The 24,968-nt window shown below is 59.0% G+C and carries 23 protein-coding genes; 11 read left to right on the top strand and 12 right to left on the bottom strand.

Features of this window, described 5'->3' with window-relative positions; all coding sequences use genetic code 11:
* Position 1: 1 nt before the first annotated feature.
* Both BMZ67_RS04160 and BMZ67_RS04155 read right to left on the bottom strand, forming a co-directional pair.
* Positions 2 to 703: a response regulator transcription factor gene (locus tag BMZ67_RS04160; RefSeq protein ID WP_092020624.1), complete on the bottom strand. Its 702-nt coding sequence runs from the start codon at positions 701 to 703 to the stop codon at positions 2 to 4.
* Entirely contained in the window at positions 700 to 1,056 is a 357-nt protein-coding gene (locus tag BMZ67_RS04155; protein WP_139214323.1) for a hypothetical protein, read from the bottom strand. The genes BMZ67_RS04160 and BMZ67_RS04155 overlap by 4 nt, the downstream gene beginning before the upstream one ends.
* A 243-nt stretch (positions 1,057 to 1,299) precedes the next feature.
* Between BMZ67_RS04155 and BMZ67_RS04150 the strand changes: the two genes are divergently transcribed.
* Positions 1,300 to 1,884, top strand: a complete 585-nt coding sequence (locus BMZ67_RS04150; protein ID WP_092020622.1) for a QsdR family transcriptional regulator — start codon at positions 1,300 to 1,302, stop codon at positions 1,882 to 1,884.
* Between the two features lie 36 nt (positions 1,885 to 1,920).
* Here BMZ67_RS04150 and BMZ67_RS04145 read toward each other — a convergent pair whose 3' ends face one another.
* The 4 genes from BMZ67_RS04145 to BMZ67_RS04130 all read right to left on the bottom strand — a co-directional run bounded on the left by BMZ67_RS04145 (position 1,921) and on the right by BMZ67_RS04130 (position 8,252).
* Complete coding sequence (locus BMZ67_RS04145; protein ID WP_092020621.1) at positions 1,921 to 3,723, bottom strand: acyl-CoA dehydrogenase; 1,803 nt, start codon at positions 3,721 to 3,723, stop codon at positions 1,921 to 1,923.
* Positions 3,724 to 3,814: 91 nt separating this feature from the next.
* Entirely contained in the window at positions 3,815 to 4,999 is a 1,185-nt protein-coding gene (locus tag BMZ67_RS04140) for an acetyl-CoA C-acyltransferase (protein ID WP_092020620.1), read from the bottom strand.
* Positions 5,000 to 5,124: 125 nt separating this feature from the next.
* Entirely contained in the window at positions 5,125 to 7,218 is a 2,094-nt protein-coding gene (locus tag BMZ67_RS04135) for a 3-hydroxyacyl-CoA dehydrogenase NAD-binding domain-containing protein (RefSeq protein ID WP_092020619.1), read from the bottom strand.
* A gap of 200 nt (positions 7,219 to 7,418) precedes the next feature.
* A complete protein-coding gene (locus tag BMZ67_RS04130) occupies positions 7,419 to 8,252 on the bottom strand; it encodes an IclR family transcriptional regulator (RefSeq protein ID WP_245749863.1) in 834 nt (277 codons plus the stop codon).
* 310 nt (positions 8,253 to 8,562) lie between these two features.
* Between BMZ67_RS04130 and BMZ67_RS04125 the strand changes: the two genes are divergently transcribed.
* The gene (locus tag BMZ67_RS04125; RefSeq protein ID WP_092020618.1) at positions 8,563 to 9,492 is read left to right on the top strand and encodes a 2-hydroxyacid dehydrogenase; all 930 of its coding nucleotides are present in this window, start codon (positions 8,563 to 8,565) and stop codon (positions 9,490 to 9,492) included.
* Between the two features lie 45 nt (positions 9,493 to 9,537).
* Here BMZ67_RS04125 and BMZ67_RS04120 read toward each other — a convergent pair whose 3' ends face one another.
* The gene (locus BMZ67_RS04120) at positions 9,538 to 10,878 is read right to left on the bottom strand and encodes a hypothetical protein (protein WP_092020617.1); all 1,341 of its coding nucleotides are present in this window, start codon (positions 10,876 to 10,878) and stop codon (positions 9,538 to 9,540) included.
* A 180-nt stretch (positions 10,879 to 11,058) separates the two neighbouring features.
* Here BMZ67_RS04120 and BMZ67_RS04115 point away from each other — a divergent pair, with 180 nt between their 5' ends.
* Together BMZ67_RS04115 and BMZ67_RS04110 are read left to right on the top strand one after the other, a co-directional pair.
* Entirely contained in the window at positions 11,059 to 12,264 is a 1,206-nt protein-coding gene (locus tag BMZ67_RS04115) for a 3-oxoadipyl-CoA thiolase (RefSeq protein ID WP_092020616.1), read from the top strand.
* An 80-nt stretch (positions 12,265 to 12,344) separates the two neighbouring features.
* Positions 12,345 to 13,514, top strand: a complete 1,170-nt coding sequence (locus BMZ67_RS04110; RefSeq protein WP_092020615.1) for an acyl-CoA dehydrogenase — start codon at positions 12,345 to 12,347, stop codon at positions 13,512 to 13,514.
* 211 nt (positions 13,515 to 13,725) lie between these two features.
* Here BMZ67_RS04110 and BMZ67_RS04105 read toward each other — a convergent pair whose 3' ends face one another.
* Complete coding sequence (locus BMZ67_RS04105) at positions 13,726 to 15,051, bottom strand: DcaP family trimeric outer membrane transporter (protein WP_245749862.1); 1,326 nt, start codon at positions 15,049 to 15,051, stop codon at positions 13,726 to 13,728.
* A 273-nt stretch (positions 15,052 to 15,324) separates the two neighbouring features.
* Between BMZ67_RS04105 and BMZ67_RS04100 the strand changes: the two genes are divergently transcribed.
* The 7 genes from BMZ67_RS04100 to cysQ all read left to right on the top strand — a co-directional run bounded on the left by BMZ67_RS04100 (position 15,325) and on the right by cysQ (position 21,211).
* On the top strand, positions 15,325 to 16,521 hold the full coding sequence (locus BMZ67_RS04100) for an acyl-CoA dehydrogenase family protein (RefSeq protein ID WP_092020613.1): 1,197 nt from the start codon (positions 15,325 to 15,327) through the stop codon (positions 16,519 to 16,521).
* Between the two features lie 10 nt (positions 16,522 to 16,531).
* Positions 16,532 to 17,674: an acyl-CoA dehydrogenase family protein gene (locus BMZ67_RS04095; RefSeq protein WP_092020612.1), complete on the top strand. Its 1,143-nt coding sequence runs from the start codon at positions 16,532 to 16,534 to the stop codon at positions 17,672 to 17,674.
* A gap of 159 nt (positions 17,675 to 17,833) precedes the next feature.
* Positions 17,834 to 18,592, top strand: coding sequence for a class II aldolase/adducin family protein (locus tag BMZ67_RS04090; protein WP_092020611.1), 759 nt, complete (start codon positions 17,834 to 17,836; stop codon positions 18,590 to 18,592).
* Between the two features lie 33 nt (positions 18,593 to 18,625).
* Positions 18,626 to 19,087, top strand: a complete 462-nt coding sequence (locus tag BMZ67_RS04085; RefSeq protein WP_092020610.1) for a MaoC family dehydratase — start codon at positions 18,626 to 18,628, stop codon at positions 19,085 to 19,087.
* A 53-nt stretch (positions 19,088 to 19,140) separates the two neighbouring features.
* Positions 19,141 to 19,620 carry a hypothetical protein gene (locus tag BMZ67_RS04080; RefSeq protein ID WP_092020609.1) on the top strand — a complete coding sequence of 160 codons (480 nt, stop codon included), beginning with the start codon at positions 19,141 to 19,143 and terminating at the stop codon, positions 19,618 to 19,620.
* Complete coding sequence (locus BMZ67_RS04075) at positions 19,617 to 20,375, top strand: ZIP family metal transporter (RefSeq protein ID WP_245749861.1); 759 nt, start codon at positions 19,617 to 19,619, stop codon at positions 20,373 to 20,375. Before BMZ67_RS04080 ends, BMZ67_RS04075 begins: the two co-directional genes overlap by 4 nt.
* Before the next feature lie 77 nt (positions 20,376 to 20,452).
* Positions 20,453 to 21,211, top strand: a complete 759-nt coding sequence (gene cysQ, locus BMZ67_RS04070) for a 3'(2'),5'-bisphosphate nucleotidase CysQ (RefSeq protein ID WP_092020608.1) — start codon at positions 20,453 to 20,455, stop codon at positions 21,209 to 21,211.
* Positions 21,212 to 21,295: 84 nt separating this feature from the next.
* Here the strand turns inward: cysQ and BMZ67_RS04065 are convergent, their stop codons facing one another.
* From BMZ67_RS04065 to BMZ67_RS04050, 4 genes are read right to left on the bottom strand one after another with little or no spacing between them, the layout of a single operon-like run.
* On the bottom strand, positions 21,296 to 22,441 hold the full coding sequence (locus BMZ67_RS04065; RefSeq protein WP_092020607.1) for an ABC transporter substrate-binding protein: 1,146 nt from the start codon (positions 22,439 to 22,441) through the stop codon (positions 21,296 to 21,298).
* Positions 22,442 to 22,488: 47 nt separating this feature from the next.
* Positions 22,489 to 23,196, bottom strand: coding sequence for an ABC transporter ATP-binding protein (locus tag BMZ67_RS04060; protein WP_092020606.1), 708 nt, complete (start codon positions 23,194 to 23,196; stop codon positions 22,489 to 22,491).
* Complete coding sequence (locus BMZ67_RS04055; RefSeq protein WP_092020605.1) at positions 23,183 to 23,950, bottom strand: ABC transporter ATP-binding protein; 768 nt, start codon at positions 23,948 to 23,950, stop codon at positions 23,183 to 23,185. Before BMZ67_RS04055 ends, BMZ67_RS04060 begins: the two co-directional genes overlap by 14 nt.
* Positions 23,943 to 24,968, bottom strand: a complete 1,026-nt coding sequence (locus BMZ67_RS04050) for a branched-chain amino acid ABC transporter permease (RefSeq protein WP_092020604.1) — start codon at positions 24,966 to 24,968, stop codon at positions 23,943 to 23,945. Before BMZ67_RS04050 ends, BMZ67_RS04055 begins: the two co-directional genes overlap by 8 nt.

Genomic DNA, 24,968 nt, shown 5'->3' with positions numbered 1-24,968 from the left:
GTCAGTCCCCGAATCGGTAGCCCACGCCCCACACCGTCTGGATGAAACGGGGGTTGGCCGGATCGGCCTCGATCTTGTTGCGGAGGCGGTTGATGTGCGTGTTGACGGTATGTTCGTAGCCTTCATGGTTGTAGCCCCAGACCGCATCCAGCAGCTGGGTGCGGCTGAACACCCGTCCAGGGTTGCGGGCAAAATGCAGCAACAGGTCGAACTCCCGCGCGGTCAGGTCCACATCCCCGCCCTCAACATTCACCTTGCGCCGGGCAGGATCAATGGTCAGGTCCTGGCTGTGGATCACCGTGTCCTCATCATTGCCAACCGCTGGCCCAGCCATGGCATCAACCCGCCGGAACAGGGCCTTGATGCGGGCCGCCAGCTCCGCCACGCTGAAAGGCTTGGTGAGGTAATCATCCGCACCCATTTCCAGCCCCAGCACCCGGTCCAGCTCGGTGGTTTTAGCCGTCAGCATCAGCACCGGCACATAGCCCGGACCGCTGCGAATCTCCCGGCACACCGACAGGCCATCCAGCCCCGGCAGCATCAGGTCCAGAACCACCAGGTCGATACCACCCTGGCGATAGCGTTCCAGCCCGGTATCACCACGGTCCCGGTGGACGGCCGTCATGCCCAGGTCTTCCACGTGCATACGCACCAGCTGGGCAATCCCCGGGTTATCCTCGATTATCAGTACCGTTCGCGTCATTGGTTCGCGGGTTCACCCATCATCGTTTTGCTGTCATCCATCATCGGGGCGGCCATGCTGTCGCCCATCCCGTCGTCGCTGCTTTTCATACCATCGCCCATGTCGCCGGCCATGTCATCTGCCATTTTACCCTCGGCCATGCCATCAGCCGCCATGGGAGGGTGGCCCATGCCAGCACTTCCCATGCCCATGCTGTGGCTACCGGACTCCATGGTGCTGTCGTCCATCATTCCACCGTTATCGGCCATGTCACCGGCCTGCACCAGACCAGCCATCATGGCGATCGGCATCACCATCGCCGCCAGCCAGGACGAGTTACGATGTGTTTGAGTACGTTTCTTGGTGATCGTCATTGTGCGTTTCCCCATCGGAGCACCTGCAAACCGTTTGCAGGTTTCAGGGCCCAGAGTGCACCCGGGCCTTCACGGCCCGTTAACGGGGTATAAAACACTCTATAAAGTAAAGTTCACAATTCCATCACGGCGCATGCCAAGACCATGAACCGTGCCCTGCACCACCCAGAGAAACCAACGTCGGATTGTGTATAGGACAAAGTATTGTGTATAGAATGGAATGGCTGCCAATTCGAGGTTTCAGTGGATAACAACAATACAACTCTAAAAGCGACGCCCGCCGAAGCCCTGCGACGAGCCCGTCGTCACTGGCTCAAGGGTGAACGAATTCATTTGGCATCACTTGCCGCAGAATTGAATATTGGTCGTGCGACGCTGTTTCGCTGGGTAGGCAACAAGGACCTGCTGTTGGGCGAGGTCATGTGGTCGCTGTATGAGCCACTGCGAATGCAGGCCCTGCAGGAAATCCCCGGCGATGGGGTGGATTTTGTCGTCGGCGTATACCGTCACGTCAATTCGGTGTTGCTGCACTTTGAACCGTTGCGACGTTTCATTCATGAGGATTCGGAATATGCCCTCCGGATCCTGACGTCGACACACTCAACGGTCCATGCCCGCACGGTTGAGGCCAACTCCCGCACTCTGCGTGACCAGGTGCAACGGGGAAAAATCGATCCGCCCCTGAGCATCGACAGCCTGTCTTATTTCATGGTGAGACTGGCCGAGTCCTGCCTGTACAGCGACATCATCTGCGGTCGAGAACCGCAAGAGGCCGAACTGGAAGACGCCTGTACAGCGGTTCGGGTGATGCTTGGAGGCAAACCCTGAGGTGACCCGCCCCTTCCGCCTGGGCGGGCAGGTCCATTAGAACTCCGCGTCACTCATTGCCAACGCGGTGGTGTCCACCGACTGCAACAGCTCACTCAGGCTCCGCACCCGTGGCAGTTCATAGCGGGCAAAGTATTCACAGGCCTTGAGCTTGCCTTCATAGAAATCACCCGACTGGGCGCCATGTCCGGCCAGGCCTGCCGCTGCCTTCAGCCCCTGACGCAACCAGAGCCAGCCCACCACCAGGTGGCCAAAGGCTTCCAGGTACAACGACGCATTTGCCAGTGCCGGTTCCACCTCGCCACGGGCCTTCGCCGAGTTGACGACTCCGGTGGCCCGATCCAATGTCTGGAGCGCATCCGCAAGTTGTTCCGCACAAGGCGCGAGACGGGTATCCGCCCGCCCCTCGGCGATACAGTCCTCAATACGGCCAAGCAGTGCCTGATAGAACCGGCCGTCCGCCATGGACACCTTGCGGCCCAGCAGGTCCAGGCCCTGGATACCGTGGGTGCCCTCATGGATCGGATTAAGCCGGTTGTCCCGGTAGAACTGCTCAACCGGATATTCCCGGGTGTAGCCATAGCCGCCATGGACCTGGATCGCCAGGCTATTGGCCTCCAGGCAGAACTGCGACGGCCACGACTTGATGACCGGGGTCAGCAGGTCCAGCAGGCCAGCGGCCAGTTCGCGCGCTTCGGACGTCCCGGCGTGTTTTTTCTGATCCACCAGCATCGCGCCTTCCAGGCACAGCGCCAGGCCGCCTTCCACATAAGCCTTCTGGGCCAGCAACATGCGGCGGATGTCGGCGTGGCGGATCAATGGGACCTGGGGCGACGCCGGATCTTTCTCCCCCATGGGCCTGCCCTGGCGACGATCGCGGGCGTAATCGAGCGCGTGCAGATAGCCGGTATAGCCCAGCATCACCGCCCCCAGGCCCACGCCGATGCGGGCCTCGTTCATCATATGGAACATAGCCGCCAGCCCCTGGTGCGGCTTACCCACCAGGTAACCGACCGCGCCCTGTTGTTCGCCAAAGTTCAGCATGGTGGAGGTGGTGCCACGGTAGCCCATCTTGTGGATCAACCCGGCAAGGGCCACGTCATTGCGCTCGCCGAGGCTACCATCGTCACTGACCAGGAACTTGGGCACCAGGAACAGGGAAATGCCTTTGACCCCGGCGGGCGCATCGGGCAGACGGGCCAGGACCATATGGATGATGTTGTCGCTGAGCTCATGGTCGCCAGCGGAAATAAAGATCTTGTTGCCAAACAGACGGTAACTGCCGTCGTCAGCAGGCTCTGCCCGGGTACGCAGGTCCCCGAGTGAGGAGCCGGAATGGGGTTCCGTCAGGCACATGGTGCCGAAGAAACGGCCCGCCATCATCGGCTCGGCGTAGCGTTGCTGCTGCTCTTCCGAGCCCTGCACCATAATCAGGTTGGCGGCGGCAATGGTCAGCCCGGCATAGGCCTGGGTGCCCACATTGGCGCCCTTGAGCAGGCCAACACACATCTGCGCCACGGCGGCAGGCAGTTGCATCCCTCCACGTTCGTAGTCCTGACCGGCGGCCATCAACCCGGTGCCCCGCAGCACATCCAGAGCCTGTTTAACTTCTGGACGCATCTCCACCCGACCGTTCTGGTAGGTCGGTTCTTCTTCATCCACCAGCCTCGCATGGGGCGCAAACTCCTCCGCCGCCACTTTCAACGCCACATCGAGGGCGGCCTGTAGCGTCTCCCGGCTGTGGTCGCCGTAACGCTCGAACTGCAACACCTGCTCTACCTGGTGAAACTCAAACAGTTGAAAATCCAGGTCCTGGGTATTGATGATCTTCTGCTGCACGGTTCGTTGCCTCTGTTGGTGGCTGTGACAAATGGGGAGCAATCTTCCGCCTAAAGAAAAGGGGCGAACCTGCGTTCGCCCCTCACCGGTTTTACACCACTTCGAACAGGCCGGCGGCGCCCTGACCGCCGCCGATACACATGGTGACCACCACATACTTGGCGCCACGACGCTTACCCTCAATCAACGCATGGCCGGTAAGCCGTGAGCCGGTAACCCCGTAGGGGTGGCCAACCGCAATGGAGCCGCCGTTGACGTTAAGGTTCTCCATCGGAATACCGAGACGGTCCCGGCAGTACACCACCTGGGAGGCGAAGGCTTCATTCAATTCCCACAGGCCGATGTCGTCCATGGTCAGGCCGTTCCGCTCCAGCAGGCGCGGAATGGCGAACACCGGACCGATGCCCATTTCATCCGGCTCGCAGCCGGCCACGGCAAAGCCACGGAAAATACCCATTGGCTCAATGTTGTTCTTCTCGGCGTAAACGCTGTCCATCACCGTGCATACCGACGCACCATCCGAAAGCTGGCTGGCGTTACCGGCAGTGATGAACTGATCGGGGCCACGCACTGGCTCCAGGCCAGCCAGTCCTTCGAGAGTCGTGGTGGGACGATTACACTCATCGCGGTCGATGGTGGTCTGTTGCTCACTGACCTCGCCGGTTTCCTTGTCCTTCACCAGCATGGTGACGTCCATCGGCACGATCTCGTCATCGAATTTGCCCGCTTGCTGGGCCGCTGCCGTGCGCTGCTGGCTGGCCAGGGCGTATTCATCCTGGGATTCCCGGCTGACGTTGTAACGCTGGGCAACGATGTCGGCGGTTTCGATCATCGACAGGTACAGTTCCGGTTTGTGCTGCATCAGCCAGTCATTGGTGGCACGGAACTGGTTGATCTTGTCGTTCTGGCACAGGGAGATGGACTCGACGCCACCAGCGACGATGGCCGGTATCTTCTCGGAAACCACCCGCTGGGCAGCCAGGGCAATGGCCTGCAGACCGGAGCTGCAGAACCGGTTGATGGACATGCCTGCGGTGGTCACCGGCAGGCCGCCACGAATCGCCGCCAGGCGAGCCATGTTCTTGCCCTGGGCACCTTCGTGGAAGGTGGCACCGAGGATGACGTCCTCAACGATGGCCGGATCGATGCCCGCCCGCTGAACCGCGTGTTGGATCACATGGCCTGCCAGGTCCACACTGTGGGTGTTGTTGAGGGAGCCGCGATAGGATTTGCCCAGGCCGGTACGGGCCGTGGAAACGATAACTGCATCAGACATGGAAATGTCCTCCGGAAAAGTGCGCGGTTACGCATGGAGTGAGAAGCCCGAACGCCGGGCCAGCGGGGGTGAGGGGGAACCCCGCCAGCCCGGCCCCGGGCAATTCAGGTGGTCAGACCAGCCAGTTACAGATCACCGAAGGCTTTGCCTTCGTTAACCAGCTTGTCGAGCAATGCTGATGGCTGCCACTGCTCGCCACCGATGCTGTCGTGGTATTTCTTCACCGCGGAGAGGATGGTGTCGAGACCTACCTGGTCGGCCCAGAACATCGGGCCACCACGATAGGCGGGGAAGCCATAGCCATAGATCCACACCACGTCGATATCGAGGGCGCGGTCGGCGATGCCTTCTTCCAGGATCTTGGCACCCTCATTGATCATCACGTACATGCAACGTTCGAGGATTTCCTGATCGCTGATTTCCCGGGGGGTAATGCCCTGTTCGGTCCGGAAATCGGCAATGATCTGGTCAACCGCAGGGTCAACCACCGGAGCACGGCTACCGTCTTCGTACTTGTAGACACCGGCCTGGGTCTTCTGGCCCAAACGGCCCTGCTCGGCCAGCTTGTCCATCCAGCTGGCTTCCACATCCTCGCCGGCTTTGCGGCGCTCTTCACGGATACGGTAGCCGACATCGATGCCCGCCAGATCGGACATGGCAAACTGCCCCATCGGGTAACCCAGATCGGTCAGCACCTTGTCCACCTGTTGAGGCGTAGCGCCCTCGTTGACCAGGGCCATAGCTTCGGCACCGCGCTTGTGCAGCATACGGTTGCCGACGAAGCCGTGGCAGTTGCCCACCAGTACACCCACTTTCTTGATGGTCTTGGCCACGGCCATGACGGTCGCCTTTACCTCGTCGGACGTCTTGCTGCCGCGAACGTTTTCCAGCAGTTTCATAACGTTGGCCGGACTGAAGAAGTGCATACCCACCACATCTTCCGGGCGCTTGGTGGCGGATGCGATCTCATCGATATCCAAAGTGGAGGTGTTGGACGCGAGGATGGCGCCGGGCTTACAGACCTCATCCAGCTTGGCGAAGATCTCTTTCTTGATGGCCATGTTTTCGAACACAGCCTCGATCACCAGGTCGACGTCCTTGAAGTCGTCGTAGCTCAGACTGGTCTTGATCAGCGCCATGCGCTCTTCCACCTGGGCCTGGGTGACGCGACCTTTCTTGGCGCTGTTCTCATAATTACGCCGAATGATGGCCAGGCCCCGATCCAAGGCCTCTTGCTGGACTTCCACGATGGTGACGGGGATACCAACGTTGGCAAAGTTCATCGCGATGCCGCCACCCATGGTGCCGGCGCCGATGATACCGACAGACTTGACGTCACGTACCGGAGTGTCTGCAGCAAGACCCGGTACCTTGGACACTTCCCGCTCGGAGAAGAAGGCATGGATCAGGCCAGCACGTTGAGGGGATTCCATGCACTCCATGAACAATTCGCGCTCGCGCGTCATACCGTCATCAAATGGCAGGTTAAAGGCGGCTTCGACGGCATCCACACATTTAAACGGCGAGAACAGACCCCGAGCCTTCTTCTGCAACCCGGCACGGAACTGATCGAAGATGGCACTGCCCTTGTCGGCCTCAACCTTGTCGGTCAGATCGCGGACCCGGCGCACCGGTTTGCCCTCGTCGGCAATGCTCTGGGCAAAGGCCAAGCCCGCGGCCTTCGCATCCTTGCCATCATCCAACGCATCCACGATACCCAGCTCCAGAGCCTGAGGCGCTGCCACAAAGTCTCCGGTTGTGATCATTTCCAGGGCCTTCTGGGCACCCGTCAGTCGCGGCAACCGCTGGGTACCGCCAGCGCCGGGCAACAAGCCCAGTTTGACTTCCGGCAGTCCCACCTTGGCGCTGGTCAGGGCAATGCGATAGTGGCAACCGAGGGCAGTTTCCAGACCGCCACCCAGTGCGGTGCCGTGAATCGCCGCTACGACCGGCTTGCGGCAGTTTTCGAAGGCGTCAATCACCTGCGGCAATCCTGGCTCTTGCATGGGCTTGCCAAATTCACGGATGTCGGCGCCGGCCATAAAGGTACGACCTTCGCACACCAGCAGGAGAACCTGGGCTTCACCATCGGCCTGCCCCTGTTCCACCGCCGCCAGCAACCCGGACCGGACAGCGTGGCCCAATGCATTGACGGGCGGGTAGTTTACGGTGATCACACCAATGGCGCCTTCGCGGCTGTAGGTAACGACCTCAGACATATTGCCTCCTGAATAACACGGAATCATGTTTTAATATGCGAAACAGCTGGGTCGATTTAATACAAGTTGGGATCAATTTTCAACCATTCAATACGCACCAAATACAAAATTCACTCTTTTCAGGCACAAAAAAACCGCACCTGAAGGGTGCGGCTTTCAGCATAGTCAAGCTCTCAAAACCGGCAAGCGGCCTGCCGCCATCAAACGCCGAGTGATTCGATATCACTCGCCAGCATAGCCAGCTGATGTGCGATGGAGTCGCGCAGTTTCTCACCGGAAATCAGATAGGAAGGTGCCGCACAGGTCAGCACCATGATGGTCCCGTCTTCCAGGCGAACCGGCACCCCGGCGGAGTTGATGTTGCGGTCCCATTCACCGAGGGACAGGCAGAAGCCGCTGGTCTTGTACTCCTCCATGGCCCGGTCGAGACCTTCTTTCTTCTCCGGCCACTGGTCGCCGTACTTCTTCGCCATGCCGTCCATCAGGATCTTGCGGGCGCCGTCACTGACCGCGGCGCAATAGGCACGGCCAGCAGCGGTGGTGGCCATCGGCAGGCGCAAGCCGATTTCCATCCGCAGCAGGGTGGCTTCCGGTGGCATCCGGTTTTCCACATAGATCATATGCAGGCGGTCATGGCAGGTCAGCCCCACCGACATGTTGGTGCGACGGGCAAATTCGTCCATGTAAGGTTTGGCCAGCTGGCGAACCTTGAGGTTGGAAACATACGCATACCCCAGGGCCAGAACGCCGGAACTGAGCTGGTACTTTTCCAGAATCGGGTTATAGCTGAGGTAACCCAGCTTGGTCAGGGTATAAGTCATGCGCGAAACAGTCGGCTTCGGCAAACCGGTGATACGGGCAATGTCCTGATTCCCCAGGATCACAGATCCCTGGCTGAAGGCACGCAACACATCCAATCCCCGGGACAGGGCTTCTACAAACTTTCGGTCTTTTTCCGGTTTGACGGGCACTTCATTGTTGACCGACAGGTCCGCCTTTTTTGCACGGGTTTTCTTGGTTGCTTCAGTTGCCATAGAACTGGCGTCCTCCAGATAATTCAATCGTTGCAGACACAGACCTCGCCATGGCGCTTCGCAGTGCGCAGCTGTGACAGGATTCTGCTCTTTGAAATTTCCCTGTATTTTAGATCGTCAATCAACCCAGCACCACTTGAATAGATCAATTTATGAATCAAATATGAAACACTACTTCGTTTTGTTTCATTATCTGTTCTGATTAGTGACACCAAATTCCGATTTTGATAGCTTCTTGCGATATTCGATTTCTACAAGCGGAACAAAAAGCTTCGCATTCACAACAAACAGCCAATAATCGAGGTGCTTCATGAAAGTACTCTTCGTTGCCGGAGACCCCAAACCCGAACGCTGGACCATCCCGATCCAGAGCCTGTTGCCAGAGGCCGAGGTCTACGCCTGGGATCCCGCAGGTGAGGCTGTCAATGCGGACTACGCCATCGTCTGGCAACCCCCTCAGGCGCTGTTCGAGCGCGAGAAACATCTGAAGGCCATTTTCAATCTGGGGGCTGGCATCGACGGCTTGCTCAAGGTCCCCAACCTGCCGGCGGGGGTACCTGTGGTACGCCTGGAGGATGCAGGCATGTCGGTGCAGATGGCCGAACACGTCGTCCACCAACTGGTGGATATCACCCGGGATATGCAGATCTACCGAGATCAGCAGGCCGCCGGCACCTGGAAAATTCACCGCCCGATTCGGCGCAAGGACTGGCCGATTGGGGTGATGGGCCTGGGCCATATCGGCAAGCGTGTGGCCCGGACCATTGCCAACCTGGACTACAAGGTCAGTGGCTGGGCCCGCAGCCAGCACCAACTGGACGGAGTGACCTGCTATGCCGGCCCGGACCAGTTCGATGAATTCCTGGGCCAAACCCGGGTCTTGATCAACACACTCCCCCTGACCGACGATACTCGCGGCATTATCAACGCCACCACACTGGCAAAGTTGCACCCCCAGGCTGTGGTGATCAACGTTGGCCGCGGTGAGCACCTCGTGGAAGAAGACTTGCTGGCCGCTATTGAGGCCGGTTCAGTCAAGCACGCCTCCCTGGATGTCTTTACGTCCGAGCCATTACCGGACGACCACCCGTTCTGGTCATGCCCCGAGATCACCATCACACCTCATGTCTCTGCCCGCACCCAGCGCGACGACACGCTGGAGCAGATCACCACCAAGATCCGTGCCCACAACCAAGGCCAGCCGATAACTGGCGTGGCGAACGTCAACCAGGGATATTGACCCCCGGTTTGCCCCTTCCGGCCCGGGGCACCCTCGGGCCGGCCGTTACATCAGCCAGTACCACCCCCCCAGCAAGGCCACCAGCAGGGGCAGCAGGATCAGCACAAACAATCCGTTCCAACCGAAGGCCACCAGCCAGCGGGACACCTGCCCGAACCTGGACAGCAACATCACCGAAGGCCCAAACGGCGACAACATCATCGCCAGCGCAAACCCAATCACCAACCCCACGGCCAGCAACAACGGGTTCATTCCCATCGCTGCCAGGGGCGGCAACAACCCGGCAATGACACTGAGAGTGGTGATGGGTATGACACCCAGTGCCGCCAACAGGGGCAAGAGCAGCAATCCGGCCACCGCCAACAGGTAGGGGCTGATGTCATACCCGGTCACCAGGCTCACCAGGCCTTCAGGCACCTGGGCAATCAACACCACCCCAAAAGCCGCCGAAGCAGCAAAAATGGCCATTTCGTTAGCCATGGCATTTACGTTGTCAGCAGCCTCATCAAGCACGCTCCGTGGCGAGCGGTCCTGCCACAGCATCACCAACAGGGTGACCAGAGGCACAGCCAGCATGGCGGCCCGGGACACGTTGAGGGGCGTGGTCGCCACCAACATCCCCATCACCACCAGGACGGCAACAACGACCAGGCACAGCAGACCGCTGCCAGGTGGCCAACCGGACAAGTTGACCCGCTGTTCACTGACCAACCTGAAACGGCGGTGCTCCAGCACCCAGCCAACCACGACCATCAGCAACGCAGCCACCAGTCCATATGGCAACAGTTGGGACCAGGTCAGCGAGGGCATTTCCCGGGTGATGATGGCGACCGCTACTGACGTCGGAGCAACCAACGGCACCAAGGCGAACCCACGCAACACACTGATGAGGACACTGCGAATCCAACCCAGCCGGGCCTGGCCGGTAATCCCGCGCTGGGACAGCGTTTGCGACAAACTGCCACACAGCAGGTTCATCATGCCGAAACTTAGTACCGACGCCACCAGGCAGCTGGTGACTGCGTACTTGGGGTAGAGCAGGACCGGCGGCCCTCCCAGCAGTACATCATGGATACGCCGCAAAACTTCGAACCGCCGCACCAGGCACTGCATGGTTCCGAGACTGCCCAGAAACGCCGCATAGAAGGCGGCACTGGACGCCGCATCCAACAGTTCTGCAGACCCCAGCCGACCGGCAGCAAGCAGCCCGACGGACACCAGCAGTGTGATTATCACCAGCCAGCGGGTATATCTCTGCATAGCTGTTAGCGTCGCCAGGAAATACACCAGCAGCACACAGCCGGATACCACGCTGAACTTCGTCTCTCCCGTACACAGGGTCACCAGCTCTAGTACCACCGCCAGCGGGAGCAGGTATCGAATCATATTGGCACCACCTTGGACCCATGGGTGACTTGCAATTACTTTGAGCGAATATTAGTCTTCCCAAACACAAATTACAAAATACAGTTTCGCATATCGAAACATTTAATGCATTTTGTGTTTCCATGAGCTCAAATTCGGCAGTAACATCACCCACCACCCTATTACCGATCAGGAGGTGTCATGAGTGCCTATATCTACGATGGTCTGAGAACCCCTTTCGGGCGCCACGCTGGCGCTCTCGCCAAGGTCCGCCCCGATGATCTGCTCGCCGCAGTCATCCAGGCACTGGTCGCTCGCAACCCCTTCGATCCCGCCAGTTACGAAGACGTCATTGCCGGCTGCACCAATCAGGCCGGCGAAGACGCCCGCAACCTGGCTCGTCATGCCGGCTTGATGGCGGGACTGCCGATTGAAACCGGTGGCCTCACCGTCAACCGCCTGTGCGGGTCCGGCCTCGCCGCGATCATCGATGCTGCGCGGGCGGTCAAGTGCGGCGAAGGCGAGCTGTTTGTCGCCGGTGGTGCTGAGAGTATGAGCCGGGCACCTTTTGTGATGGCCAAAAGTGAAACCCCCTATAGTCGGGATTTTCGTGCCTTTGACAGCACCATTGGAGCGCGCTTCCCCAACCCCAGAATCGAACACGCGTTCGGCGCCGATACCATGCCGGAAACCGCCGATAACATCGCCCGTGAACTGGGCTTGGACCGGGACACCGTCGACCGTTTTGCGGCACAGAGCCAGGCTCGTTACGATGCCGCAATGAACGCAGGGTTCTATGATGAAGAGATCCTCGCTATCAACGTGCCCCAGGGACGCAAGAAGCCGGCGATCGCGGTCGACCGGGATGAGCACCCCCGCCCTCAGTCCACGCTTGATGCACTGTCGGGGCTACGGCCGCTGTTTGACGGAGGCGTAGTGACCGCCGGTAACGCATCAGGCGTCAATGACGGCGCGGCCGCACTGCTGATTGGCTCCCGCGAAGCGGGCGACAAAGCCGGTATCCGACCAAGGGCCCGCATCGTGTCAGCCGCCATCGCCGGTGTCGCGCCCAGGGTTATGGGCTATGGCCCAGTACCCGCCAGCGAGAAAGCCCTGGCACGGGCCGGATTGACCATCAACGATATGGACGTGATCGAAATTAACGAAGCGTTTGCAGCCCAGGTACTGGGCTGCGCCGCAAAGATGGGTATCGCCGGCGACGACCCGCGCCTGAACCCGAACGGCGGAGCTATTGCTGTCGGTCACCCGCTGGGCGCCTCCGGGGCCCGTCTGGCGCTGACAGCCACACGCCAGCTCGAACGCATTTCTGGCCGTTACGCACTCCTCAGCATGTGCATTGGCGTTGGCCAGGGCATCGCTGCCGTGATCGAGCGTGTCACCGACTGATTGAACCCCGGCCCTGTCGGCCGGTCACATAACACTGGCGGTGACACCTCACCGCCTCCTTGCCTAACAGGAGAAACTGCATGGCTTCCGCTCCGTGGGATGACCTGCTGCAATTCGACAAGCAGCTGGACGAAACCGAACGCCAGGTTCGCGACAGTATTCGCGCTTTCTGCGACCAACGCCTGATGCCAGGTATTACCGAAGCAAACCGTCACGAGAAATTTGACCGTAACATTTTCAACGAGATGGGCGAGCTGGGCATGCTGGGCGCCACCCTGCCAGAGGAGTACGGCGGTCCTGGCCTGAACCACGTGTGTTACGGCCTGATTGCCCGGGAAGTGGAGCGGGTCGACTCAGCCTACCGTTCTGCCCTGTCGGTACAATCGTCCCTGGTGATGTACCCGATCTATTCCTATGGCAAGGAAGCCCTCAAGAAGCGAATTCTGCCCAAGCTGGCCTCCGGTGAAATGGTGGGTTGTTTTGGCCTCACCGAACCCAACCACGGCTCCGACCCTGGCGGCATGGAAACCCGGGCCAAGAAGGTGGATGGCGGTTACCTGCTCAGCGGTTCCAAGATGTGGATCACCAACTCACCGATCGCCGATGTCTGTGTAGTGTGGGCCAAGCTGGACGGCGCGGTCCACGGCTTCGTCATCGAACGCGAAGGCGCCAAGGGCCTGGACACCCCGAAAATCGAAGGCAAGTTCTCACTGCGGGCATCAGACACCGGCTCCATCTTTATGGATGAGGTCTTTGTACCGGAGGAAAACCACCTGGAAGTCGAGGGACTGAAAGGCCCGCTGAGCTGCCTCACCAAGGCCCGCTTCGGCATCAGCTGGGGCGCACTGGGTGCGGCCGAGTTCTGCTGGCACGCCGCGCGTAATTACACGCTGGAACGTCAACAGTTTGGCCGACCACTGGCTGCCAACCAGCTGATCCAGAAGAAGCTGGTCGACATGCAGACCGAGATCACCTTGGGCCTGCAGGCGGTATTGCAGCTGGGCCGGATGATGGACGCCGGCGAAGCCACCCCGGATTCCGTGTCACTGCTCAAGCGAAACAACTGCGGCAAAGCCCTGGATATCGCCCGGGTTGCCCGCGACATGCATGGCGGCAACGGCATCTCTGACGAGTACCACGTTATACGTCATGTCATGAACCTTGAAGCCGTCAACACCTATGAGGGCACCCATGATGTCCACGCTCTGATCCTTGGTCGCGGTCAGACTGGCATTCAAGCCTTCAGCTAAGGCCATCATCCTTATATGGCAGGACTACGGTCCTGCCTTTTTTTTGCCCAACGCCCTGACCTTCTCGCCCCGAGTGTTCGTACAGCGGTTTTCCATACAGGCACAAAAAACCCCGGAGATTCGACGTGGAAGCTCCGGGGCAAGAGGGCGTCATGCCTGGGTATCCTTTGCTAACTCTCGCCAAGCCCCGAGACGCTCGGGGTCAGCAGGCTCAGAAGGTCATCTTGGCGGATGCCATCACCTGCTCGTACTGGTTGCTGCTGGCTGAACCGATCACTCCAAAATCCCAGTAAGCGTATTCCAGACCCAACGTCAGGTTCTTGTGGGCCGACCACAACAGGTTGGCGTGCACTGACGAGGAGGAGTCGAAGTAGCTGAGGGTGCCGTTGGCCACTGGCGTTGCCACCGGGTTGGTCAGGTCACTGACGATTTCGGTATGAGATACGGTCAGACTGCTACGCCAGCTTGGCGTCCAGAAGTGACGGTAAGCCGCTGTCACACCGTAGGATTCGAGAGCTTCCACCTTTCCTGCAGCCTGGGCTGCCAGGTCGACATCGGGGTAGGTGTACAGCCCCATATAACGGCCAAGTGCACCATAGTTGTACTGCAGGCGCAGATCATCCTTGCCGTAGGTGGGAATGCGCGCACTAAAGCCCACAGCGCCCGTCAGCTCAGTGTCGTTGGACGCGTCGTCTTCCAGGTTGCGGACGATACCGGACACCGAGTACACACCATAGTGGCCACGGAACTGATAGCGGGCTGTCAGGTCCGGGTAGGATTGGTCGTCATAGGAAACAGAACCAAAGCCATCCTCCGGGTTCTCCAGCGCCACCATGAATGAACCGCCGGGTGCTGAGGTGGTGTAACGCAGCTGCGGCTGAGTTACATAGATAAAGCCCGCCATCTTGCCCTGATCCAGGATTTCAGGCATTGCCGCAAGGTCACTGAAGGTGGTGTAGGTCTGACCAAAGCTCCACCCGTTCCAGTTGCCGTAAGCCTGACGCAGACGCGGTGAATAACTGTTGGACACAATCTCGTTACCGTCGGAATCCGCCGCCTGGTTGAAGTCCATTTCCAGATAGGTTCTCAGGGTGTGGCCAGCCACATCGTCGGTTTCTGTACCAATGCTGAAGCGGGTTTCCCGCGCTGTAAAACCGACCTTCCAGTCATTATCAGTAGCGGCTGCAGACGCAAACGAGCGGGGCAAGCCAATGGAATAACCGTTTTTGTGACCATTGCCGTTGGAGCCGTAAATGACGTCCGCCTTGATAAAGCCACCGAAAGACAGCGTGGTGTCACCAATTTTCAGACCGTCGCCTTCGCGAAGGATATAGGGGTTCTCTTCCGTAAGTTCTGGTGCCGTTGACACCGCCCCCGCCAACCGGGACTCCAGCTGATCAACCCGTTGCCGCAACTGTTCCAATTCAGAGTCCTGAGCCTGAGCGACCGATGCCCCCAACGCAACTAACGGCAGCGCAGCCAACGCAACGGCATTGGCCAAGGGGTGTGCTCTGAAGGACTTTGTTGTTTTTGTCATCACAAACCTCGTATTGGTTACTCACTCTTGTTCCGCAATGCGGTATTTAAATCGAATCCAGTTCCGCCTAGCAGTACCAGGTTCTGTGTTACGGACTATATACATAGATTTTTTATACAACAAGTTTTCGGAATCAATTTTTGACAAAAGTAGAAGTTGCAGAGCGTTTTATAGTTCTGCAGACGTTGACAAACACAAAAGCAGTACGAGATCATGGAACGATTCTGCTATGCGGTATATCTTTTCGCTATCAAGCATCGAGAGGTAGGAACAATGAACATTAACTACACGGCCGAAGAACTCGCCTTCCGCGATGAAGTGCGCGCCTTCCTGGACGAGAAGCTGCCGACCGACATTGCAGAGAAGGTCAAAGGCTTCCGGAAACTGTCAAAAGAAGATCATCTACGCTGGCAGAAAATACTCACTGCCCAGGGTTGGTACGCCACACACTGGCCGGAGCAATACGGTGGTGTTGAATGGTCAGCGGTGCAGAAGCACATCTGGGACGAAGAGTCCTGCCGTTATGGGGTTCCCCGTACCATCCCGTTCGGGGTGAACATGGTCGCTCCGGTCATCATCAAATTCGGTAACGAAGCGCAGAAACAGCAGTACCTCCCGCGCATTCTCAGTGGCGAAGACTGGTGGTGCCAGGGCTATTCCGAGCCCGGTGCCGGTTCCGACCTTGCCTCCGTGAAAACCCGCGCCGTCCGCGACGGTGACCATTACATAGTCAACGGCCAGAAGACCTGGACCACCCTGGGGCAGCACGCCAACATGATCTTCTGTCTGGTGCGCACCAACACCGAGGTGAAGGCCCAGGAAGGTATCTCATTCCTGCTCATCGACATGAACACACCGGGCATTACCGTGCGCCCGATCATCACCCTCGATGGCGAACACGAGGTCAACGAGGTGTTCTTCGAGGACGTCAAGGTCCCGGTGGAAAACCTGGTGGGCGAAGAAGACAAAGGCTGGACCTACGCCAAATACCTGCTCACCTATGAGCGCACCGGTATCGCCGGTATCGGCATTTCCAAGGCCGCCCTCTCGCACCTGAAAGCTTTGGCCAGTCGGCGCCTGAAAAACGGACGCCCGCTGATCGAAGACCCGGGGTTCAGCCAGCGCATCGCTCAGGTTGAAATCGACCTGATGGCGGCTGCCATCAGTAACCTGCGAATTATCGCTGCGGTAGAAGGCGGCGGGGTGCCTGGTGCGGAAAGCTCCATGCTCAAGGTACGTGGCACAGAGATTCGTCAGGCGATCAACGACCTGGCCCGTCGCGCTCTGGGGCCCTACGCCATTCCGTTTGTGGAAGAGGAATTCCAGCTGGATTACGACGGCGAATACCTTTCCGATGAGTTCGCCGCGCCACTCAGCGCCAGTTACTTCAACAACCGCAAACTGTCGATCTTCGGTGGGTCTAACGAGATCCAGAAGAATATCGTGTCCAAAATGATTCTCGGCCTGTGAGGAGACGACCATGGATTTCAAACTGAATGAAGAGCAGCAAATGCTGCAAGACACCGTGGCACGTCTGGTTCGCGGTGAGTACAGCTTCGAGAAACGCCTGGAGTTCAGTGAGAGCGAAGCCGGGTTCAGCGTCGACTTCTGGAAGCAGCTGGCCGAATTGGGGCTGACAGCCGTGCCGTTCTCTGAGGAACTGGGTGGCTTCGGTGGTACCGGGGTGGAAGTGCAGATGGTGATGACCGAGCTCGGTCGTGGTCTGTGTCTGGAGCCCTACCTGCAGTCGGTCGTACTCGGCGGTGGTCTGATCAGTCAGGCTGGTAACGACGCCCAGAAGGAACGGTGGCTGCCGGGAGTCGCCAGCGGCGAGCTCCAGGTTGCCGTGGGTCTGCAGGAGCCCCAAAGCTTCTACAACCTGAACCAGGTTGACACCCGTGCCGAGAAGACCAGCGACGGGTACGTCCTGAACGGGCGCAAGGCGGTTGTGATTGGCGGCAACACTGCCGGCCTGCTGGTTGTGTCCGCACGAACCGCCGGCGATGCCTGCGATGACAAGGGCATCAGCCTGTTCGCTATTGATCCCAACGCCGTCGGCGTCGAGCGTCGAGTATACCCGACCATGGATGGCACCAAAGGCTGCGACATCACCCTGAACAATGTCCAGGTGTCCGCTGATGCCCTGCTGGGGGCGGAGGGACAAGCAGCCGACGTCATTGAGTACCAGGCAGGGCGTGCCATCGCCGCGCTGTGCGCAGAAGCCGTTGGGGTGATGGAAACAGCCACCGAACTGACCCTGGAATACCTCAAGACCCGCAAGCAGTTCGGCGTGCCCATTGGCCGGTTCCAGGTTCTGCAACACCGCATGGTCGACATGATGTCCGAACTGGAACAGGCCCGTTCCATGGTCATCCTGGCGGCGAATGTGGCCGATGAGCCACAGAGTGATGATCGCCGTCGCACCCTGGCCGCAGCCAAGAACGTGATTGGCCGCGCCGGGCAGTTTATTTCCGAGAAGGCTATCCAGTCCCACGGCGGGATTGGCATGACCTGGGAGTACAACTTTGCCCACTACGCCAAACGCCTCGTCATGATCAACCATCAGCTCGGCGACGACGACTTCCATCTGGAACAGTACGCCACCCTGCTTCAGGCCAGCTGATTGCACCCAGTGTGAGTCCAGGGGTTCCTGAATGCCTGCAAACTTTCTCAGTCGGTTTCGCAGGCCTTCACACTCTCCAGTCGGGAACCTCTCCTTCGGGTGGCCTCTTGGCCACCCTTTTTTGTCTCAGGCCCTTCGGCCTTGCCAATGGAGAACATCATGAGCGGCACCACTGACAACAACACCAACGCCCTCGCCAAGGCAGAGTGGCAGGTTCGTACAGAGCTGGCAGCAGCCTACCGCCTGGTCGCCCATTTCGGCTGGGATGACCTGGTCTTTACACATCTGTCAGCGAGGGTGCCAGGCCCTGAGCACCATTTCCTGATCAACCCCTATGGCCTGCTCTTCCACGAGATCACGGCCTCATCCCTCGTGAAGGTGGATAGAGAGGGTCAGGTGATAGACGCCGGTGGAGTCAGCCGGGTGAACCCGGCCGGCTTCACCATCCACAGTGCCGTGCACATGGGCCGCGAGGACGCTGCTGCTGTGATGCATCTGCACGCGCCTGACGGGGTCGCGGTTTCTGCTCACCGGGAGGGTCTGCTGCCGCTGAGCCAGACAGCCATGCTCTGTCTCGATCACCTGTGCTATCACGACTACGAAGGCGTAGCACTCAACCTCGATGAGCGTGAACGCCTGATCCGTGACCTTGGCAGCAAGTCCATGATGATGCTCCGCAATCACGGCGTGCTGACCGTCGGGAGGACCGTGCCCGAATGTTTCACCTACCTGTATTTCCTGATGAAAGCCTGCGAAATTCAGGTTCGGGCGCTGGCCTGCGGCCCCACCTATCAGCCATCGCCGGAAGCCATTCAGACCACGGCAGAACAATCCCAGTCCCTGGGTAAAGCCGCGGCCTTGACCTGGCCTGCGGTGCTCCGACTGCTGGACAGTCGCAATCCGGGCTACGCGGTGTAGCCCCCTCATTTTTCAGGCAAGGACACAACGACAATGCTAACCATCGCCTTGAATGTTCTGACCGACTACACCGGTGTCACCCTGGGTTGCAGCCCTTGGACAAGCATTACTCAGGAGCGGGTGAATACCTTTGCCGATGCAACCGGCGATCATCAATGGATTCATGTGGATGTGGACCGGGCCACACAGGAGTCACCGTGGAAAAGCCCGGTCGCTCATGGCTTCCTGACCTTGTCGATGCTGCCAGCGCTAAACCAGCAGGTATTTACCATTACCGGTACTGCCGCGAGCATCAACTACGGTATGAACAAGGTGCGATTCCCGTCAGCCGTTAAAGTTGGCGCCAAGGTCCGTAGCAACGTCGAGCTGCTCAGCGCCGAGCCTCAGGACGCAAGCCGTGTACTGGCCTGCTACCGCACAACCGTGGAAATCCTTGGTGAAGACCGGCCCGCCTGCGTCGTGGAAAGCCTGGTGATGTACGTGAGCGAAGAGTAACCACACAACAATGGTGTATGATCGACCGCTTGAGGAAAGGGGCAACATACATCATGGCAAATACAGCGCTCAGAACCATAGGCTATCTGCTCGTAGGGGCGATCATCCTGGCCGCAGGCACTGCGGTCTGGTTTGGCATCAACGCTTCACGAAACACCGATATCGCCCAACCGTACTTTGAAGAACAACTGCCGGTGATTGTTGGTTGGGATTACCAGAAGCTGGAGCCACTCTTATCGTCTTCGTTGAAGGCGGCATTTCGCTCACACGAGGGCCAGCAGGCTTTCCAGCAGTTCAGCCAACTTGGCCAGTTTGAGTCGTTTGAACAGTTGCAGTACGTCGGTGCCGACTCCCAGGTGGCCATCGGAGACGGCGTCTACGACCTGCTGAGGTTCTCGCTGCTCGGCCACTTTCGTGAAGGTGACGCCAGGGTTCTGATCACCCTGGCGCAGACCGAAACCTCGTTCCTGGTCCATGGTTTGAGTCTTCGTTCCGACGTGCTGGCCGCACCGGAGGCGGAGTCACAACGGTGATCAACCTGCCCCCAGAGTTAATGGCCGCCCTGTGGGGTGGTATCTCCGGTCTTGCCCTGGTGCTTGGCGCTCTGGTTGGCTATTTCCTCAACCTGCCCCACCGCGCCGTTGCCAGCGTCATGGCCTTTGGCACCGGCGTGCTGATATCGGCTCTGTCCATCGAATTGATGGAGTCCTCCGTTGCGGTAGGTGGGCTGCCCGCGGCGGCCGCAGGGTTCCTGTTTGGCGTAGTCCTTTACACCGGCGCCAATGCCATACTCTCGCTGTATGGCGCCCGGCACCGTAAACGCTCACGGGCACCGGTGGTATCAAAGGACCAGGCAGCAGGTGTGGCCATTGCGCTCGGCGCACTGCTCGATGGGTTACCGGAGTCAGCGGCGATCGGGGTCAGTCTGCTGGATGGCAATGGGGTGGCTCTGGTCACCGTGTTTGCCATTTTCATCTCCAACGTGCCCGAAGGGTTGTCCAGTTCGGCCGGTATGCGGCGGGCCGGACGCGGGCCCGGCTACATTTTCGGCCTCTGGCTGAGTATTGCGATGCTGTCCGCATTCGCAGCCTGGATCGGGTATGCCTTCCTGGGCGAACTCGGACCAACCTACATCGCCTTCGCCACCGCGACAGCCGCCGGGGCCATACTGGTGATGATCATCCAGACCATGATTCCCGAAGCCTTTGAGGAAATGCACGGTTTTACCGGCCCGGTTGCCGCCATCGGATTCCTGACCGCCTTTTCCGCCAGCCAGTTGTTTGGCTAGCGGCGTCAATCCGGCCGGAATTACGCTACACTCACGATTCTTCCAATACAGACTCCCCGGAACAGGATGCCCGCCCGATGCACTACCGCGATCTCCTTCCTGACGTTCTGAGCATTGCCGACGCCGCCAGCGAGAAAGTGCTCAACATCTACTTGACCGATTTCAAGGTTGACTACAAGGCCGACCAGTCACCAATCACCGCCGCTGATATCGCGTCACACCGGATCATTGTTGAGGGGCTGCGGCAATTGAGCCACGACATTCCCATTCTCTCTGAAGAAGGTGCTGACGAGCCTTGGTCACAGCGCCGGCGCTGGCACCGGTTCTGGCTGGTCGACCCGATCGACGGCACCAAGGAGTTCACCAAACGCACCGGTGAGTTTACCGTTAACATCGCCCTCATCGAACACGGTGTCCCGGTCCTGGGGGTGGTGACAGCTCCCGCCCTGAAAGAGGCGTTCTGGGGCGCAAAGGGAGACGGTGCCTGGAAGCGCGACCGTACCGGGCGGATTCACCGCATCAGTGTGGTGGTGCCCAAAGCGGTAACACGGGTGGTGGCCAGCAAGAGCCACCTCAACGATGAGACCCGCCAGTTCATCGACAACCTCGGCGAACACGAACTGGTTCAGGCCGGCAGCTCGCTGAAGTTCTGCCGCATTGCCGAAGGCCATGCTGACATCTACCCCAGGCTTGGCCCCACTTGTGAATGGGACACCGGTGCCGCCCATGCCGTTCTGCTGGCCGCCGGCGGCAAGGTCAATACGCTGGATGGCGAGCCGCTCCGCTACGGTAAGGAAAACGTGCTGAACCCGCACTTTGTGGCCTCATCCAAGTGAACGGCCAGGCCGCACTCTCAAGCGACAAAAAAAGGAGCGGATAACCGCTCCTTTTTCATTTGGACGTGTCCGGATAGCAGGGTGTTATTCGATTTCTTTCCGAACAATCTCGCCGTTCTCCACCACTGCCAGGGTGGTCACGGTCACAAAACCACCGTTTTCGGTAACGCTGTGGACCTCATACGGGTTCTTGCTGCTGTCCATACTTAGCAGGGCCTCACCAATGGCAGCGCGAACCGTGGTCGGATCCGTCGACTCGGTCATGTCCATCGCTTCGACCAGAGCGTGCAGCGCCAGGTAGTTGTAGGCAGCTTCAGACCCCGGCACCTTGCCGTAGTTGGCCTGGTAACGCTCGATGAAGCCGGTCGCCGCCTCCGTCTCGTAGACAGACAGCGGCACGACGCCCACCGCACCTTCCACCATGTCCATGCCGCCAGCAACCTGAGCCACTTCATCAATCTTGGCCTGATCCATCACAATGAACCCACCCTGGAAACCCAGCTGACGAGCCTGCTGGATAACCAGTCCGGTTGGCTCCGAGGCGCCACCAACGAACATTACATCCGGGTTCTCAGCAATAACCCGGCTGACTCCGGTGTAGAAATCGGCGGACTTGTTGTAATCCATCGGGTTGTCGGCCACGACCGTGCCGCCCCGTGCTTCCCAGGTCTGCTGGATCATTTCATCCCAGATCTTCGCGTATTCGTGCGTTGCACCAGCCATACCCAGGGTTGTACCCAGGTTGTTCATTGCATAATCGGTAAAGGCGCGAACATAGCCGTCAAACGTCGGCGGAATGCGCAGGGTCAGGGTATTCCCCTTTTCCGTCACCGTCGGCACGCTGGTGTAAGCCATGACCAGGAAATCGTCTTTCTCATTGAAATCCTGCAACGCAAAAACGCCGCCAGAGTGAGGAACGAAGATGGCAGACACCCCGTTGTCCTGTTTCAGGCGTTTTGCGTTGGTGGCCGCCTGGGCAGGAGAGTAACGATCATCCAGAGCTACCAGGTTAATGGTCACCTGCTCACCATTCAGGTCAAAGCCACCTGCCGCATTGATCTCCTCGGCCGCCATGCGCAACCCGGACAGTGTATTTTCGCCATAAAGTGCAGCCCCACCGCTAAGCGGGCCGGTGAAGCCGATATTGATACTCTCTGCCATGGCGGAGGTTGCCACCAGACCCAAGGAGGTAGCGGTAATCACAGCTTTAAGCGTGTTTTTCGGTGTCATTGCGTTCTCCAACTATTGTCATTATTGCTTTGTCGAATGAATGCTCATCAGGCGCCGATGTAGGCCCGACGAACCTGCTCGTTACCGAGCATGGTTTCCTGATCGCCTTCCATGACCAGCTGGCCGTTTTCCATGACGTAGGCACGGTCGGCAATCTTCAGGGCGGCAAAGGCGTTCTGTTCCGCCAGCAACACGGTGGTGCCGAGGCTGTTGATCTGCTTGATGATTTCGAACATCTGCTTGACCACCAGCGGTGCCAGTCCCAGCGAAGGTTCATCCAGCATCAGCAATCGGGGGCGGCTCATCATGGCCCTGCCGATAGCCACCATTTGCTGCTGTCCACCGGACAGCGAACCGGCTGGCTGCTGGGCTTTGTCTTCGAGAATGGGGAACAGCTCCAGCACTTCGTTGAGACGCTGCTTATTCCCGGCCCGGTCACGACGATGGACGTAGGCGCCGAGCATCAGGTTCTGCAGCACGCTCATGTGCGGGAACAATTTGCGGCCCTCGGCGCACTGGACGACGCCGCCGCTGACGATGGCATTGGGCTTAAGGCCATTAAGACGACGGTCTTCAAACTCGACATCGCCGGCACTGGGCTTGTTCAGGCCACTGATGGCGTTGAACAGGCTGGATTTTCCGGCACCGTTGGCGCCCAGCAGTACCACCAGCTCCCCGGTGTCCACGGTCATCGAAATGTTGTTGAGTGCCTTGAAGCTGCCGTAGCAGACATCCACGTTCTTAAGCTGCAGCATCTTCGTCACTCCCCAGGTACGCTTCGATCACCACTGGATTGCTCTTGATTTCCGCCGGAGTGCCTTCTGCGATCTTTTCGCCGTGGTCCAGCACCATGATCTTGTCGGCCATGCCCATGATCATGTCCATCTTGTGTTCGATCAGGCACACCGTCAGACCGTTGGCCACCATCTTTTTCATGAGCTCGGCCAGGCCATCGGTTTCTTCCGGGTTGACTCCGGCAGCAGGCTCATCCAGCAGCACCAGTTTGGGGTCCGTCGCCAACGCCAGGGCAAAGGCCACCCGCTTGCGCTCTTCCTGGGTGATGTCGGCAATGTACTGGTTCTCGACATGGGACAAACCCACGAAATCCAGTGCTTCCCGAGCCTTGTCCCGACTGGCCTTTTCCTCCGCCTGCAAGCGCCGGGAATTGATCAGCACATCCCACAGCCCGGAACGGGTCCGCAGGCGGTGGCCGACGATCAGGTTGTCCAGCACCGTGGCCTGCTCAAACAGGTTGGTGGTCTGAAAGGTTCGGCCCACGCCCAGTTGAGCCACCTTGTCACAACGCATCTGGGTAACGTCAACACCGTCCAGCAGGATGCGCCCGGAGGTTGGCTGATGCAGCCCGGACACCAGGTTAAAGAAGGTGCTTTTGCCGGCCCCGTTAGGCCCGATGATGGCGTTAATCTTGTTGGCTTCGAATACAACGGACACGTCATTGACGGCAGCCAGACCGCCAAACATCTTGGTCAGGTGTTCGATCTTAAGCATTGCTCTCCACCTCCGTTGCGGCAGTGGCCTTGGAAGCCTGGCGCTTGGCCGTCGCTTGCGGTTGCTGGCGTTTGTGGTGCATCCAGCCGAGGAAAGACCCGGTGATGCCGCGGGGGAAGAAAATCACCAGCAGCACCAGAAGCGGGCCGAAGATGATCATCCGGTACTCTTCGAGGAACTGCAGCGACTGGGTGATCCAGACAATGCCGACAGTGCCCAGCAATGGGCCGGTGATGGTACCGATGCCACCCACCAGCAGGTAGGTGATCATGTCGAAGGTGTGGTTAATGTTGGCTTCTTCCGGGCCAATGAACCGCACCATGCCAGCGTACAGCGCACCCGCCAGACCGGCGTAAGTCGTGGACAACACAAATGCCAGTATTTTGTTGCGCATCAGGTTGATGCCCAGGGACTCCGCCAGCTCATCGCCGTTGCGGATGGCAATGAAGGTACGCCCCAGCAGGGACCGGGACAGCCGGCCCATGAACCAGATCGCAAACACCAGGAACGCCAGCACCAGGTAATAGAACGGAACGGTATTGGTGAAGTCCACCAGGCCAAACCCATACGGCGCAGCAATGTCACGGACGCCAATGGGGCCGTGGGTCAGTTCTTCCCACTTATCCATCAGCAGGTAGATGATGAAACCGACACAGAGGGTGAAGATGGCAAAGTAGTGCTCTTTCAGCCGCAGCGACACCACCCCCACCAGGAAACCCAGCCCTGCCGTCATCACCAGCGCTGCTACAAACGCTGGCCAGAAGCTCCAACCATAGTCTGAGCTGAGCAGGCCCAGGGTATAGGCGCCGATGGCGAAGAAGCCACCATGGGCCAGGTTCAGCTGACCACAGAAGCCGGTGATGATGTTCAGGCCGTAGACCGCAATCGCCCAGACAAAAGCGGATGCCATCACGTACACCTGGTACTCGTTTTTAGCGAGCAAAGGGAACACCAGGGCGAAGGCCAGCATCAGATACTTGGCCATGGGTGTCATCAGGAAAGATCCGAACTTGAACAT

It is taken from the genome of Marinobacter zhejiangensis (assembly GCF_900114775.1).
Classification (GTDB): Bacteria; Pseudomonadota; Gammaproteobacteria; order Pseudomonadales; family Oleiphilaceae; genus Marinobacter; species Marinobacter zhejiangensis.
The sequence above is the reverse complement of the archived record's forward strand: the minus strand, read 5'-3'. Positions and strand labels throughout refer to the sequence as shown.